The sequence below is a fragment of the Pseudoxanthobacter sp. genome, from assembly GCF_036822375.1.
Classification (GTDB): Bacteria; Pseudomonadota; Alphaproteobacteria; order Rhizobiales; family Segnochrobactraceae; genus Pseudoxanthobacter.
In genome coordinates this window covers 20386-34641 of sequence record NZ_DAISHT010000002.1, presented here as the reverse complement: position 1 = coordinate 34641, position 14256 = coordinate 20386, and the positions used below count along the sequence as shown (strand labels likewise).

Below are 14256 nucleotides of genomic sequence, written 5' to 3'. Positions count from 1 at the left end.
GGTTATGCCGCAAGTTCGGCGGAATCGCCGCTGGCACCGTTCGATTTCGAGCGTCGGGCACTTCGGCGCGACGACATCGCCATGGAGGTTCTCTATTGCGGCGTCTGCCATTCAGACCTGCATCAGGCCCGCAACGACTGGGGCTGGAGCCGCTATCCGCTGGTGCCCGGCCATGAGATCGTGGGGCGGGTCATCGGCATCGGCAGCGATGTGCAGAGCTGCAAGATCGGCGATCATGTCGCGGTCGGATGCATGGTGGATTCCTGTCAGGACTGCGACCAGTGCCGCAGGGGGGTCGAGCAGCTCTGCCGCCGGGGCAATGTCCAGACCTACAACGACACGGATCGCTTCTCCTGCGAGCCGGTCGCCCCGACTTTTGGCGGCTATTCCAAGCATCTCGTGGTGCGCGAGGCTTTCGTGCTGCGCGTGCCGGAGGGGCTGGACCTTTCGCGGACGGCGCCGCTGCTGTGCGCGGGGATCACCACCTATTCGCCACTGCGCACATGGAATGTCGGGCCGGGCAGCCGGGTCGGCGTGGTCGGCCTTGGCGGGCTCGGGCACATGGCGGTCAGGCTCGCGGCGGCGATGGGGGCGGATGTGACGGTGCTGAGCCGCACCGGCAGCAAGGAAGCGGACGCGCTGGCGCTGGGCGCCGGCCGGCTTCTCGTCTCCGGCGATGAGGCCGCGATGGCACAGGCAGCCAGCGGCTTCGACCTGATCATCGATACGGTGCCGGTGAAGCACGATATCGGCCCCTATCTGCCGCTGCTCGATATCGACGGCACGCTGGTGCTGGTCGGTCAGGTCGGCCCGCTTGCCGAGCCCAGCACCGTTCCGCTCATCATGGGGCGGCGCCGCATCGCCGGTTCGCCCATCGGCGGCATTGCCGAGACGCAGGAAATGCTGAATTTCTGCGCCCGGGCCGGCGTGCTGCCGGATGTGGAAATGATCCGCATGGACCAGATCAACGCGGCGTTCGCGCGCCTTGAGAAGGCCGACGTGCGCTATCGTTTCGTCATCGACATGGCAACGCTGGACGCCCCCGCCGCCTGAGACGGGGCGGCCCGCCGCTGCGGCCGGACCTCTCTTCTTCGCGCGCGGCCCCGTCAGCGGGCGGCGGCCAGCGCGGCGGCGCGCTGGCCCGCGCGCTGGCCGAGCCAGACGCTGAACAGCACGATTGCCGCGCCCGTTGCCTGAGCCGGCCCCAGCGCCTGACCGAGCAGGAGCCAGCCGAGGATGACGGCGGTCAGCGGGCTCAGAAAGCCGAACGATGTGACCGTGGCCGGGCCGAGCCGGGCAATGCCGCGGAACCAGAAGAAATAGGTCAGCGCAGCGCCGATCAGGCCCAGCCATGCAAAGCCCGCAAGGTTGAGCGCGGTCGGCACTGGAAAGCCCGGCTCCAGAGCGAGGGCGACGGGCAGCAGCAGCAGGCCGCCGGCGGTGAGTTGCCAGGCGGTGACCGTCAGCGGCGAGGCGGGCGGCTGCCATTTGCGCGTCATGACCGTGCCGGCCGCCATGGACAGTGCGCCTGTGAGGGCGGCCGCAACGCCGATCGGGTCGAGCCGTGCCTGCGGTCCGAGGATCAGCAGGCCGACGCCGGCGATGCCGGCCAGCGCGGCGATCAGACCGGCCGGGCGAACGGGGGTGCCAAGAACGGGGCGGGAGAGCATCAGCACGATCAGCGGCTGGGTTGCCCCGAGGGTTGCCGCCACGCCGCCCGGCAGCCGGTAGGCCGCGACGAACAGGGCGGCCCAGAACAGCGTGAAGTTCAGCGCGCCCAGAATGAAGATGCGGCCGAGCCAGATCCGGGGCGGCAGCCGGCGGACGACGGCAAGAAGGATCAGGCCGGCCGGCAGGGCGCGCAGCATGCTGACCGTCAGCGGATATCCCGCCGGCAGCATCTGCGTGGTGACGATATAGGTGCTGCCCCAGATCACAGGCGCGGCGGCGGTCAGGACGATATCGCTCGGGCGGGCCACGGCTTTCTCCATTTATCACGACGTCAAGATAAATGGAGGTGCCTTGATGTCAAGATAAAGCCGGTTTAGCGTGCCGCCATGGATCACGTGGACCGCATTCTCGACCAGTGGCACCGCGAGCGGCCGGACCTCGATGTTGCCCCCATGGGCACATTCGGGCGCCTCAAGCGGCTCGTCACCCATCTCAGCCTGCGCCTCGATGCGGTGTTCGAAGCCGGCGGGCTGAATGCCGCCAGCTTCGATGTGCTGGCCACCCTGCGCCGGTCCGGCGCGCCCTACGCGCTCAGCCCGTCTGCCCTGATCGCGTGGACGATGGTCACCTCCGGCACCATGACCAACCGCATCGACCGGCTGGAAAAGGCCGGGCTCGTTACCCGCGCCCCGGACCCGGCCGACGGACGCGGAACCGTGGTGGCGCTGACGGAGAAGGGCCTTGCGCTGATTGACGGGCTGATCGGCGAACACGTTGCCAACGAGCACCGCCTTCTCAGCGCGCTGGATCAGACCGAGGCGGCCGAACTGGACCGGCTGCTGGCAAAATGGCTGGCCTGCTTCGAACCGGAATCGCCGCCACCGGCCGACGCGGCACCGAACCAGCCCCCGCGTGCGCGATAGCCGGCCTGCCGCCGGCCATGGCCGTGAGGCGCTCGCCCGCGAACGACAGTGGCGGCCCGCACGCCCCCGCCGGACGAAACCGGCCCGGCCGGGGCGGACCGCGGAACGGCCCGACCCGGCGCACGCTTCCGGGGAAGATCACGGCGCACCGTTCGTGCGGGCACCGTCCGCCGCGATCGGAGAGGCGGACTTTCCTTCAGGCCCGAGGGAGGCGGCTGGGGGCGCTCAGAGATACCAGCCCCACGGCTCGTCGGCGTCGAAGCGGGTGATCTGCTTGGTTTCGAGATAGTTTTCGAAACCCCAGCGGCCGAGTTCGCGACCGAAGCCGGATTGCTTGTAGCCGCCCCACGGCGCTTCGGTGAAGGTGGGTTGCGAGCAGTTGATCCAGACGATGCCGGCGCGCAGGCGCCGGGCGACGCGTGCGGTGCGGGCGTCATCGGCCGACATGACGGCGGCCGCAAGGCCGAAGCGGCTGTTGTTGGCCTCCGCAATCGCAGCGTCTTCGCTGTCGAAGGGCGCGAGGCAGACCACGGGGCCGAAGATCTCCTCCTTCCAGATGAAGCTGTCGAAGGGAACGTCGGCGAAGACCGTGGGTTCGAGGAAATAGCCCTTCGGGCGGCCCTCCGGCCGCCGGCCGCCGGCGACGAGGCGCGCGCCCCCGGCGATGCCGCGGGCGATGGCCGCTTCCACCTTCGCGTACTGGCCGGCGGAGACGAGAGGGCCGAGCTTGACGCCGGCCTCAAATCCGCCGCCGATGACGATGCGGCGCGCTTCGGTCGCCAGACGGTCGACAACGGCCTGATAGAGCGGCCGTTCCACGAGCACCCGCGAGGTGGCGGAGCAGACCTGTCCCTGATTCCAGAAAATGCCGAACATGATCCATTCCACGACCTTCCCGACATCGCTGTCGGCAAAGACGAGGAACGGCGACTTGCCGCCGAGTTCGAGGCTGACCCGCTTGATATCGCGGGCAGCCGCCTGCATCACCTTCGACCCGGTCGGAACGGAGCCGGTGAAGGCCAGCTTGTCCACGCCGGGATGGTCCGCCAGCGCCTGCCCGGCGGGCCCGGCACCGGTAACGACATTGAGCACGCCCGGCGGCAGGCCGGCATCGCGGGCAATGGCGGCCAGCCGCACGGCCGTCAGCGGCGTGAGTTCAGAGGGCTTCAGCACCACCGTGCAGCCCGCCGCCAGTGCCGGCGCCACCTTCCACGCCGCCATCAGCAGCGGATAGTTCCACGGAATGATCGCCCCGACCACGCCGACCGGCTCGCGCCGGGCGCAGGCGGAAAAGCGGGCGTCCGGCAGCGCAATCGCTTCTTCCTCATGGCCGTCGAAGCCGGCGGCGAGCCCGGCATAGAACTCAAAGCAGCCGGCCGCGTCGGCAATGTCCCAGTCTGCTTCGGGCAGCGGCTTGCCGTTGTCCTGCACCTCCAGCCGGGCCAGTTCGCCGGCGGCGGCGCGGATGCCGTCGGCGATGTTCTGCAGCACAGCCGCCCGCGCGGCGCCGGAGAGCGACGGCCAGGGGCCGGTGTCGAACGCCCGCCGGGCCGCGCTGACGGCAAGGTCGATATCGGCCGGCCCGGCTGCGGCGACGGTTGCGATCACGGCTTCCGTGGCCGGGTCGATCACGTCGAGGCTTTCGCCGGTCTTTGCGGCCACAAAGGCACCGTCGATGAACAGGGTCCCGGCCATGGTGCTCACTCCCCGATGACGGTGCGCACCCGGAAGCGGCGCTTTTCAAGCTCGGCCATGTAATCGGCGACGTTGAAATAGCTTTCCGGCGCATAAACGCCCGGGCGCAGCGGGCGGGCAAGCATGAGCTGGGCGGCGATGGAGGCGTTCATGGAGGTGCCGGCATCAACATAGCCGTCATAGAGCGGATCCGGCGTGATGATCACCTCGCAGCGCACCGTCGCCGGCTTGCCCGCGCGGGTGCCGCGGCCGATCGCGAAGTGGATTTCGTGGCTCTGCTGTGCGGGGATGCGGCTCTGGTTTTCGGCAATGTTGCGGGCGATGACGGCAGAGAGCACATCGAGCGGCTTCACCGCCGTGCCGCCGACCGTCACGGGGTCGTTGTTGATGCCGAAGCCGGCCTTCACCAGCCCCACCCAGGCTTCATGCTCGCGGTGCGGCAGATGCAGTTTCCAGGTGAATTCGCGGATGCCCTTCTCGGCAATGCCTTCGGCAAGGGGCACGGTGAGCTGTTCGGAATGGGGCGAATACATGAAGCTGCACCGGCCCCAGGGCTCCGGCAGGTCGAGGGTCTCAACGCCGGTCAGGGGGGCGCATTCCACATGCCGGCCGTCGAGGAACTGGGTGCTGGGCTGGGCATATTCGGCGAGCACCGTGGAGATCGAATAGGGCGGCACCAGCACCGGGTTTTCCGGGCCGATCAGTTCGGCCGCCCAGTAGAGATTGATGCGCTCGATGGTGTCCAGTTCATCGGCCACCGCCCGGCACAGCACGTTCGACATGCCCGGGTCGGACCCGGTGCCGACCACGGCGGTGACGCCGGCGGCGCGGAAGCGCTCGTGCTCGGCGATCTGCTTCACGGTGAAGACGCCCAGACCGCCGAGGTCCAGATAAGGCACGCGGGCGGCAAGGGCCGCCTCGAAAATGCGCATCTGGAAGCCGAGCAGCGTCGGCACGGCGTTGATGCAGATATCCGCCCCCGCCAGCGCGGCCGCAAGGCCGGCATCGTCGGAAACATCGAGCGCGAAGGTCTCCAGCCGCGGATCGCCGAGTTCGGCCACCAGCGCGGCCATGCGGGCCTCGGAGGCATCGCAGATGCGCACCGCATCGACCGGCACGATTGCCCGGTCGGAGAGCAGGTCGCGCACGATGCCGGCACCCATCAGGCCGGCGCCACCGAGAAGCGTGATTTTCATGGACATTCACTCACATCGCAGGATTGAAGGCAGCGGCGCCCGGCAGGGCGCCCGGTCCGGCGCGGCAGGCTGGCCCTGTCAGGCGTGCCTGCGGCCGCCGGCCTCGAAAAACCAGTCGTCGGGATAGGGGTACCACCAGCCCTTCACGACCGGCTTGTGGTCGATGATCACCATCTTGGAGCGGCGGAAGGCATCGAGGCCCTGCCGGCCGAGTTCGCGCCCGAGGCCGGAGGCCTTCCAGCCGCCGAAGGGCAGGGCGTCGTTGTCGATCAGCGGATTGTTGACCCACACCATGCCCGACTGCAGCCGCTCCGCCGCCTCCATCGCCTCGTCGAGCGCGGTGGTGAAGACCGAGGCGCCGAGCCCGAACGGGCTGTCGTTGGCCTGCTCGATGGCGGCATCGAAATCCGGCACCCGGCAGATGGCGGCCACGGGGCCGAAGCACTCCTCGCGCATGATCGCCATGTCGGGGGTGCAGCCGGTCAGGATCGTCGGCTCATAGAACCAGCCGACCGGCCGGGAGGGCGGTATCCGCCCGCCGAGAACGACCGTCGCGCCTTTTTCAACGGCATCGTCGACCAGTCGGATGACCTTGGCACGGGCGGCCTCGCTGACGAGGGGGCCGATCTCCGAGCGCTCCAGCCCGTGGCCGATCCGAAGGCGCAGCGCCTGCGCGCGGAACGCGGCCACGAAGGCATCGTGGACGGCATCGACCACGAAGAAGCGCTCCGCAGACGTGCACACCTGACCGGAGAGATGGAAGGCCGCCGTGACGGCGCCGGCGGCAGCCACATCGAGCGGGGCATGGGCGGTGACGATCAGCGGGTCGCTGCCGCCGGCCTCGATGACCGCCGGCTTCATGCGGGCCGCCGCTTCCATCGCCACCTGCCTGCCGGCGGCCACGGAGCCGGTGAAGGCCACGGCATGGGTTTTGTCGGAGGCGATCAGCGCGGCGGCCACGCCCGCGCCGCCGGGCAGGCAGGCCACCAGCCCCTCCGGCAGCACACTGAACAGCCGCATGAACTCCAGCGTCGACAGGGTCGTCGCCGGCGCAGGCTTGATGATGCAGCCATTGCCGGCGGCCAGCGAGGCCGCCACCGTCCAGCACATCAGCAGCACGGGAAAGTTGAAGGGCATGATGTGCACGCTGACGCCATAAGGCTCATAGCGCGCATACTGGAACGAGCCGGCCTCCGTGGTGCCGGCAACCTTGCCGGCCTCGTCGCGGGCCATTTCGGCATAATAGCGGAAGATGCCGGCGCAGTTGGCGATCTCGCCGATGGCCTCGGGATAGGGTTTGCCCATCTCGCGCGTCATCAGGGTGGCGCAATATTTCAGGTCGGCCTGCTCGATGGCGCCGGCAAGGCGGTGCAGCGCGGTGGCGCGGGTCTTGGCGTCGAGCTTCGCCCACTGCTTCTGGGCCGTGCCGACGCGCTCCAGAACGGTCGCGATCTCGTCGTCTGTCGTCTCGGCGAAACGGCCGACGGGCTCCAGCGTGGCGGGATCGCTGACGGAAACGACACGGCCCGCGGCGGGCAGAAGGTCGGGATTGCAGAAATAGACCGGCTGATGCGGATCGAGCATGATGAAATCCTTCAGGCCGCCGGTGCGGCCGGGGCATGGCGGCGCCAGCCGGGCAAGTGCGCGTCCATCAGGGCGCGGATGTCGGTGAGGCCGGCTTCGCCGAGCGCCCGGTCGAGCAGGCGCAGCACGCGGGGAATGTGGACGAGATAGCCGTGCTTGCCGTCGCGCTTCGACAGGCGTTCGAAATTGCCGGCGATCTTGGTGTGGCGGTGGGCGGCGAGCAGCCAGTACCCGGCGGTGAATGCCGCCGGATCGAGGTCCGGGCGGGCAGCGAGATAACGGCTCACAAGGGCCGGCTCCAGCCCCGGGGTCAGATCGCGGCGGGCATCCTGTGTCAGCGACACGAGGTCGTAGGCGGCGGACCCCAGCAGGGCGTCCTGAAAATCGAGCAGGCCGCAGGCCGCCACGCCGCTGCGGCCGGCAACGACCATCAGGTTGTCGACATGATAGTCGCGCAGCACCAGTGCCTCTCGCACGGTGGCAACGCCGGCCAGCTTCTGCTGCCACAACCCGAGAAAGCGATCCGCGAACGCCCCGGCATCGAGGCCCGGTGCCACCGCGGGCACGAACCAGCCAGTGAACATCTCCAGCTCTTCCCGGAGCGGCCCGAGATCGTAGGCCGGCACGGCGATGCCGGTGGCCTGCGGGGCGGTGTGCAGGGCGGCCAGCGCATCGACCGCCAGCTCGTAAAGCGGGGCTTCGGCCCGCCCGGCGGCGAGCAGCCGGGTGAAGGTGTCGGCGCCGAAATCCTCGATCACCGCCAGCCCCCGCGCTGCATCTGCGGCGAGGATGGCCGGGGCGGAAAGCCCGAGGCGCTTCAGATGGGCGGCGATGGCGAGGAACGGCGGAAAATCCGCCGCCCCCGCGCCGGCGTCCATCAGCAGGGCGCCGGGCAGGCGGAAATAGCGGCGCGGCGAGGCATCCGAGGGCAGGGCGACCAGCGCCCCGCCAAACCCGGCCTCTTCCGCAAAGCGCTGCCGTTCGGCCGCGCGCAGATCGCCTGCTGCCGTCATAGCGCCCTCACCGGATCATGTAGACCTTGCGCACCGTCTCATGAACGGTGCACACGCCCTTCCAGTCCTGCGGGAAGAAGGCGGCGGTATCGGGCGTGATCTCGATCACCTCGCCGTTCTCGTGCACATAGGTCGCCCGGCCCGACAGGAAATGGCAGAACTCGTCGCGCGTCACATGGCAGGCCCATTTGCCGGGCGTGCAGACCCAGAGACCGCATTCCGAGCGCCCTTCCGGCCCCTTGTGCAGCAGCTTGCCGGACGTGCGGGATTCGCCCTCGATCATGGTCGGGATCACGCCCCAGTCCACGAGGTCGGTCACGTCCAGCGGGTTGCGCATGACAGGCGTGGTCATGATGTTATGCTCTCTTTTTATGGGATTTAAGACCAGCCATCAGGCCAGCATGTAGAGGTTGCGCATGGTCTCGTGCACGGTGCACTCGCCGCTCCAGCCGGCGGGAAACAGCACCACCGTGCCGGGTTCGACGGCGATCACTTCGCCATCGTCGCGCACATAGGTCGCGCGGCCGGCGACGAAGTGGCAGAGTTCGTCGCGCGGAATGGAAAGGCGCCAGCGGCCGGGCGTGCACACCCACAGGCCGGATTCCGGCTGGCCGCCCGGCCCCTTCCACAACAGGCGGCCGGAGGAGTGCGACCCGGGCTCGATGGCATCCGGCTGGGTGCCCCAGTCGGCGAGGTCGGCATAGGTCGTTGCGCCGGCGATGTGCGGGGCGGTGGAGGCGCGGGGATCGGCCTTTGTCTGATCAGCCATGGAAGACCTCTCCCTTCACCAGCGTGTCGAGAATGGCCGCGGCCTTCGCCGGGCCGCTGGCGGCGCGCATCGAGGCACCGGTGGCGGCAAGTCTGGCCTTCATGGCCGGATCGCCGACGCAGGCGGCGAGCTTTTCGGCCAGATCCGCGTCGCTCCAGTCGTAGCGCGGCATGGAGAAACCGTGGCCGGTCTCCTGCACGCGGGTGGCGTTGTCGTGGCCATCCCACACGTAAGGCATGATGATTGCGGGCTTGCCGAAGTAGAGGCACTCGGTGAACGAGTTGTTGCCGCCGTGATGAATGACGGCATCGACCTGCGGGATCACGGACGGCTGCGGAAACCAGCTGTCGATGATCACGTTGTCCGGCACGCTGTCGTACTGCTCCTTGTAACCGCCGACATTGACCAGCGCGCGGTAGGGCAGCCGGCCGACGGTGTCGATGATCCGCTTCAGAAGGTCCACGTCGCCGGAGCCGAGGCTGCCGAACGAAATATAGAGCAGCGGCTTGTCGTTGTGGGCCTTGAAGACCGGCACGTCATAGGGCTTCTCCTGCCGCACGCAGCCTTCCAGATACTGGAACTGCGCGGGCGGCAGCGGATGGGCGCGGTGGAACTTCACTGCCTCGGGGTAAAGCAGCAGGTTCATGTAGGGCGAGGCCTCGAAGAACTGCCCCAGCGGATAGGGTGCCTCGCCGCATGCCGAAAGGAAGGCGTTGAAATCGTCGTGGATCGGCCGGATCACGTCGTTGAAGTGCGCCCGGAAACGGGCGTGGCCTTCATGGTCGTTCTCGGCACAGCCGGAAAGGTGCGGCGGAATGGCGTCGTCCTCGATCTCGTTTTCCGAGCACGAGATGATGCGCACCCACGGCTTGCCGAAGCGCTTGATGGCTGGGAACAGAATGACGTTATCGACGCAGATGAGGTCCGGCTGAATCCGCTCCAGAACGCCCGGCAGATCCTTTTCCGCCCATTTGGCGCTGTCGACGATTGCGGTCCAGCAGTCCTTCACATAGTTGTCGATCTGGTCGTAGGGCGACTTGCGGAAATTGGGGATGTGGCCGTTAATGAAGTCTTCCCAGAACTTCGCCATCTGCTCGGCCGGCATCGGCTCCGACAGGTTGACCGGATGGGCTTCGAAGCCATAGCCCTCATAGACTTCGACGAAGCCGGGATCGGACAGGAAGACCGCCCTGTGGCCGAGGGCTTCCACGGCCTGCGCGATGCCCACGGAATTGAGCGCCGGCCCGAAGGCGGCCTCGGGAAAGAAGGCGATGGTCTTTGGGGCCATTTTTTATGCTCCCGGAGGTCTCTGGAAAGGTCTGGGGAAATCAGGCGGCGAACAGGCGCGTGTCGGCGGCGCGGAAGCCGAGACGGATCTCGTCGCCCACGTCGACGGGGCGCCGGTCGGCATCGTCGGCGGTCAGCCGCACGAGGAACGGGCGGGCGGCAAGCGGCGTCCTGACGTGAAGCTGCAGGTCGAGGCCGTGGTAGGCGACGGCCTCCACGCGGCCGGTGACGCTGTTCTCGGCGCCCTCGCGGAAAAGGTGCAGCCGTTCCGGCCGCACCGCCGCAACGGCGGCGGCGCCGGGGGCCAGCCCGGCCGGCTGGCCGGCGCGGATGAGGACGCCGCCGGCCGCCTCCACCCCGCCGTCAACGACGCGGCCTTCGGCAAAGTTCATGACGCCGATGAAGTCGGCGACGAAACGGTCGGCCGGGTGCTCATAGATGGCGTGCGGCGTGTCGCATTGCAGCAGGCGGCCGTCCTTCAGCACCGCCATGCGGTCGGCCATCACGAGGGCTTCTTCCTGATCGTGGGTCACCATCACGAAGGTGATGCCGACTTCGTGCTGCAGGCGCTTCAGCTCCATCTGCATGGCCTCGCGCAGCTTCTTGTCGAGCGCACCGAGCGGTTCGTCGAGCAGCAGCACGCGCGGCCGCTTGACGAGCGCGCGGGCCAGCGCCACGCGCTGACGCTGGCCGCCGGAGAGCTGTTCCGGCCGGCGGTCGGCCAGCGCGGTGAGGTGGGTCGTCTCCAGAATGGCGTCGACGCGGGCGGCGATTTCCGGCTTCTTCAGCCGTTCCATCTCCAGCCCGTAGGCGATGTTGGCGCGCACGCTCATGTGCGGGAACAGCGCGTAGGACTGGAACATCAGGTTGACCGGTCGCCGGTTGGGCGGCACCGGGGCGATATCCACCCCGTCGAGCAGGATACGGCCGCCGGTCGGCATCTCGAAGCCGGCCAGCATGCGCAGCAGCGTGGTCTTGCCGCAGCCGGAAGGCCCGAGCAGCGCGAAGAACTCGTTCTCGCGGATATCGAGCGAAATACCGGCCACCGCCGTCGCTGCGCCGAAGCGCTTCACGACATGGTCGATGCCGAGCACGGTTTTCGGGGCGCTCATGGCATCATCCCTCCCTTGTTGAAGCGCTGGGAGATGACGAGCGCAATCACGCTCACGGCCATCACCAGCGTGGCGAGGGCATTGATCTCCGGCGTCACGCCGAAGCGGATCATCGAATAGATTTGCATGGGCAGCGTGATGGAATCCCGGCCGGGACCGGCGGTGAAGAAGGCGATGATGAATTCGTCGACCGACAGCGTGAACGCCAGCAATGCCCCGGCGATGACCGCCGGCAGGATCACCGGCAGGGTGATGCGGAAGAACGTGGTGATGGCCGGGGCGCCGAGATCGCGCGAGGCCTCGACAAGGGAGAAATCGAACGATTTCAGCCGCGCCCGCACCACGGCACAGACGAAGGCGAGATCGAACACCACATGGCTGACGATGATGGTGTGCAGCCCCATCGTCACGTCGAGCCACGAGAAGAACGACAGCAGCGCCACCGCCAGCACGATGTCGGGGATGATCATCGGCGCGAAAACGAGCGCTTCGAGCCCCCGGCTCTTGCGGCGGCGGGTCTCGATGCCCAGCGCCAGCAGGGTGCCGAGCGCGGTGGAAATGAGGGTGGCGGCCACCGCCACGATCAGGGTGTGCCGGGCCGCGGCGAGAATGTCGCCGTTTTCCGCCAGCCGGCCGTACCAGCGCAGCGAGAAGCCCGACCACACCGTCGGCAGGCCGGCGTCGTTGAACGAGAGCGCCACGACCACGCCGATCGGCACATAGAGAAAGGCAAACAGCGCGGCGAGCACGAGGCGGCCGGCGAGGCGGTGCTGTCTCATCGGGCGGCCTCCGTGCGCGGCTCGCCGCCGGCCCGCGCCGCAAGGCGCGCCTGCAACATGAGCACCAGCAGCATGATGACGATCAGGATCAGGCCCAGGGCGGCGCCGAACGGCCAGTCGTTGGCGGTGAGGAACTGGTCGTAGACGACATTGCCGATCATCTGGAACCGGCCGCCGCCGAGCAGGGCGGGGGTGACGAAATTGCCGATGGAGAGCACGAAGACGAACACCGCCCCCGCGGCAATGCCCGGCATGGTGAGCGGCAGCGTCACGCGCAGGAAGGTGGTGGCGGCCGACCCGCCGAGATCGCGCGAGGCTTCCACCAGCGAGCGGTCGAGGCGCGACAGCGAGGCATAGACCGCCAGAATGACGAACGGCAGGTAGTTGTAGACGAGGCCGGTGATGACGGCGCCTTCGCTGTAGAGCAGCGACAGCGGCTCGCCGCCATAGCCCGCCGCCTTCAGCGCCCCGTTGATGAGGCCCTCGCGGTTCAGAAGCACGATCCACGCATAGGTGCGGATCAGGTAGTTGGACCAGAACGGCAGCACGGCCAGAAACAGCAGCGCCCCCTGCCGGTGGCGCGGCGCCGCAGCGATGGCATAGGCAGCGGGATAGGCGATCAGCACGGCAATCAGCGTCGCCAGACCGGCGATGCGCACGGATGTCAGGAAGATGCGGGCATAGAGCGGATCGGCGACGCGGATGAAGTTCTCGGCGGTGAGGATGGTATCGACCCCGCCATAGAGGCCGCGGGTGAACACCGAATAGACCAGCACCATGGCGCACGGCGCCAGCATGAAGACGCACAGCCACAACACGCCCGGCGCGACCAGCGCGTTCGGCGCATTGAAGAGGCGGTTGCGGAGCGTGGCAGACGACACGCGGGTTCCCTCCGGCCGCACCGGCTGGCGCGGACCTTCAAGAGTGCGGGGACGGAAAACGGACGGGACAGACCGGCAAGGCGCCCCGCGGCGGGGGCGAGGAGCGGGCCCCCGGCACCGGGCGCCCGCCGTGGCCGGATCAGTTGGCGGCCTTGATCTCGCTGACGGCGCGGGAATATTCGCGCTGGGCGGGGCCGAGATCGCGCATGAGCTGATATTTCATCAGTTCGTCGGGCGTCATCGCCATGTTGGGGAACTGCTTCAGGAAATCGGCGGGAAGCGATTCCATGGCCGGCTTGTTCGGCACCTTGTAGTCGATGTTCTGGGCGGCCCAGGCGTGGTTTTCCGGCGCCAGAATGAAGTCGATGAACTTCATCGCGGCGTCCTTGTGGTCGGAATTCTCCATCACCACCATCGTGTCGACCCAGAGGTCGGAGCCTTCTTTCGGCACCACGAACTTGATGGCCGGGTTTTCGGCAATGCCGTAATTGCACCAGCCGTCCCAGGCCTGCACGAGAAGCGCCTCACCCGAGACGAGCTTGGAATAGAAGGTGGTGTCATCGTAGGCGAGAAGCGTCTTCTTGGCCTCGATGAGCAGGTCGGTCGCCTTGCGGATTTCGGCCGGATCGGTGGCATTGACCGAGAAGCCCTGCGGAATGAGGCCCGCCGCCATCAGCCAGCGGTCGGTCGACAGCATCGTGACCTTGCCCTTCAGCTGGTCGTCGGGCTTCAGCAGGGCAAACCAGCTGTCGGGCTCGCCTTTCACCAGATCGGAGCGGTAGCACAGGCCGGTGGTGCCCCAGGTGTAGGGCACCGAGAAGGTGTTGCCGGGGTCATAGGCCAGCTCGCGGGCCTGCGGGTAGAGGTTCTTGAGGTTGGGAACCTTGCCGGCCTCGATGGGGGCCGTCAGCTTCATGTTGTGCAGGATCTCCGCGAACGGCGAGGAGACGAACACCACATCATAACCCTTGCCCTTGCCGGCAACGAGCTTGCCCATGATCTCTTCGTTGGTGGCATGGTTGACCACCTCGATCTCCAGCCCGGTCGCCGCCTTGAAGCGTTCGGCGATATCCGGCGCCATGTAGCCGGTCCAGTTGGAGATGACGAGATCGGCGGCTTCGGCGGTGGCCGGCACAAGGCCCAGCACGGCAAAGCCAAGGCCAGCGGCGGCCGCAAGAGCGGTCCGCGCCACCGGGCGCGCTGCGTTGGTCATGAACGGATCTCCCGTTTGCAATCGGCATTGCGGGCGGCGGCGCCGGCCCGGCCAATCGCGTCCCCATCATGGCGGGAGCCCTGCGCGCTCGTGCGCCCGGCACCCGGCTGTTCGTCCTCTGTCGTCATGCGGG

The 14256-nt window shown here is 68.0% G+C and carries 14 protein-coding genes; 2 read left to right on the top strand and 12 right to left on the bottom strand.

Translation table 11 applies throughout. From position 1 onward, the window contains the following. The coding region (locus V7067_RS00595) for an NAD(P)-dependent alcohol dehydrogenase (RefSeq protein ID WP_334173924.1) at window positions 1-1053 on the top strand (1053 nt) is incomplete at its 5' end. A 53-nt stretch (window positions 1054-1106) separates the two neighbouring features. Here the strand turns inward: V7067_RS00595 and V7067_RS00590 are convergent. After that, on the bottom strand, window positions 1107-1991 hold the full coding sequence (locus V7067_RS00590) for an EamA family transporter (RefSeq protein WP_334173923.1): 885 nt from the start codon (window positions 1989-1991) through the stop codon (window positions 1107-1109). Between the two features lie 66 nt (window positions 1992-2057). On the opposite strand from V7067_RS00590, the gene V7067_RS00585 reads away from it, so the two are divergent. Beyond that, on the top strand, window positions 2058-2594 hold the full coding sequence (locus V7067_RS00585) for a MarR family transcriptional regulator (protein WP_334173922.1): 537 nt from the start codon (window positions 2058-2060) through the stop codon (window positions 2592-2594). 225 nt (window positions 2595-2819) lie between these two features. Here the strand turns inward: V7067_RS00585 and V7067_RS00580 are convergent, their stop codons facing one another. The 11 genes from V7067_RS00580 to V7067_RS00530 form a co-directional block, all read right to left on the bottom strand. Then, window positions 2820-4289: an aldehyde dehydrogenase family protein gene (locus V7067_RS00580; protein ID WP_334173921.1), complete on the bottom strand. Its 1470-nt coding sequence runs from the start codon at window positions 4287-4289 to the stop codon at window positions 2820-2822. A 5-nt stretch (window positions 4290-4294) separates the two neighbouring features. Further along, window positions 4295-5485, bottom strand: coding sequence for a saccharopine dehydrogenase NADP-binding domain-containing protein (locus V7067_RS00575; RefSeq protein WP_334173920.1), 1191 nt, complete (start codon window positions 5483-5485; stop codon window positions 4295-4297). A gap of 78 nt (window positions 5486-5563) precedes the next feature. After that, window positions 5564-7069, bottom strand: a complete 1506-nt coding sequence (locus V7067_RS00570) for an aldehyde dehydrogenase family protein (RefSeq protein ID WP_334173919.1) — start codon at window positions 7067-7069, stop codon at window positions 5564-5566. Between the two features lie 11 nt (window positions 7070-7080). Next, complete coding sequence (locus V7067_RS00565) at window positions 7081-8082, bottom strand: phosphotransferase (protein WP_334173918.1); 1002 nt, start codon at window positions 8080-8082, stop codon at window positions 7081-7083. Between the two features lie 7 nt (window positions 8083-8089). After that, window positions 8090-8434, bottom strand: coding sequence for a cupin domain-containing protein (locus V7067_RS00560; RefSeq protein WP_334173917.1), 345 nt, complete (start codon window positions 8432-8434; stop codon window positions 8090-8092). Window positions 8435-8473: 39 nt separating this feature from the next. Beyond that, entirely contained in the window at window positions 8474-8851 is a 378-nt protein-coding gene (locus V7067_RS00555; RefSeq protein ID WP_334173916.1) for a cupin domain-containing protein, read from the bottom strand. Further along, a complete protein-coding gene (locus V7067_RS00550; RefSeq protein WP_334173915.1) occupies window positions 8844-10139 on the bottom strand; it encodes a glycosyltransferase in 1296 nt (431 codons plus the stop codon). The genes V7067_RS00555 and V7067_RS00550 overlap by 8 nt, the downstream gene beginning before the upstream one ends. Window positions 10140-10179: 40 nt before the next feature. Then, the gene (locus V7067_RS00545) at window positions 10180-11250 is read right to left on the bottom strand and encodes an ABC transporter ATP-binding protein (protein WP_334173914.1); all 1071 of its coding nucleotides are present in this window, start codon (window positions 11248-11250) and stop codon (window positions 10180-10182) included. After that, window positions 11247-12029, bottom strand: coding sequence for an ABC transporter permease (locus tag V7067_RS00540; RefSeq protein WP_334173913.1), 783 nt, complete (start codon window positions 12027-12029; stop codon window positions 11247-11249). The genes V7067_RS00545 and V7067_RS00540 overlap by 4 nt, the downstream gene beginning before the upstream one ends. Next, a complete protein-coding gene (locus tag V7067_RS00535; protein WP_334173972.1) occupies window positions 12026-12826 on the bottom strand; it encodes an ABC transporter permease in 801 nt (266 codons plus the stop codon). Before V7067_RS00535 ends, V7067_RS00540 begins: the two co-directional genes overlap by 4 nt. A 223-nt stretch (window positions 12827-13049) precedes the next feature. Continuing rightward, the gene (locus tag V7067_RS00530) at window positions 13050-14123 is read right to left on the bottom strand and encodes a spermidine/putrescine ABC transporter substrate-binding protein (RefSeq protein ID WP_334173912.1); all 1074 of its coding nucleotides are present in this window, start codon (window positions 14121-14123) and stop codon (window positions 13050-13052) included. Window positions 14124-14256 lie beyond the last annotated feature (133 nt).

What these genes read in the sequence shown, in the direction of transcription:
- V7067_RS00530 (WP_334173912.1), bottom strand. Translation starts at nt 14,123, where the DNA reads ATGACCAACGCAGCGCGCCCGGTGGCGCGGACCGCTCTTGCGGCCGCC.
- V7067_RS00590 (WP_334173923.1), bottom strand. Translation starts at nt 1,991, where the DNA reads ATGGAGAAAGCCGTGGCCCGCCCGAGCGATATCGTCCTGACCGCCGCC.
- V7067_RS00555 (WP_334173916.1), bottom strand. Translation starts at nt 8,851, where the DNA reads ATGGCTGATCAGACAAAGGCCGATCCCCGCGCCTCCACCGCCCCGCAC.
- V7067_RS00565 (WP_334173918.1), bottom strand. Translation starts at nt 8,082, where the DNA reads ATGACGGCAGCAGGCGATCTGCGCGCGGCCGAACGGCAGCGCTTTGCG.
- V7067_RS00560 (WP_334173917.1), bottom strand. Translation starts at nt 8,434, where the DNA reads ATGACCACGCCTGTCATGCGCAACCCGCTGGACGTGACCGACCTCGTG.
- V7067_RS00545 (WP_334173914.1), bottom strand. Translation starts at nt 11,250, where the DNA reads ATGAGCGCCCCGAAAACCGTGCTCGGCATCGACCATGTCGTGAAGCGC.
- V7067_RS00585 (WP_334173922.1), top strand. Translation starts at nt 2,058, where the DNA reads ATGGATCACGTGGACCGCATTCTCGACCAGTGGCACCGCGAGCGGCCG.
- V7067_RS00575 (WP_334173920.1), bottom strand. Translation starts at nt 5,485, where the DNA reads ATGAAAATCACGCTTCTCGGTGGCGCCGGCCTGATGGGTGCCGGCATC.
- V7067_RS00550 (WP_334173915.1), bottom strand. Translation starts at nt 10,139, where the DNA reads ATGGCCCCAAAGACCATCGCCTTCTTTCCCGAGGCCGCCTTCGGGCCG.
- V7067_RS00570 (WP_334173919.1), bottom strand. Translation starts at nt 7,069, where the DNA reads ATGCTCGATCCGCATCAGCCGGTCTATTTCTGCAATCCCGACCTTCTG.
- V7067_RS00540 (WP_334173913.1), bottom strand. Translation starts at nt 12,029, where the DNA reads ATGAGACAGCACCGCCTCGCCGGCCGCCTCGTGCTCGCCGCGCTGTTT.
- V7067_RS00580 (WP_334173921.1), bottom strand. Translation starts at nt 4,289, where the DNA reads ATGGCCGGGACCCTGTTCATCGACGGTGCCTTTGTGGCCGCAAAGACC.
- V7067_RS00535 (WP_334173972.1), bottom strand. Translation starts at nt 12,826, where the DNA reads ATGCTGGCGCCGTGCGCCATGGTGCTGGTCTATTCGGTGTTCACCCGC.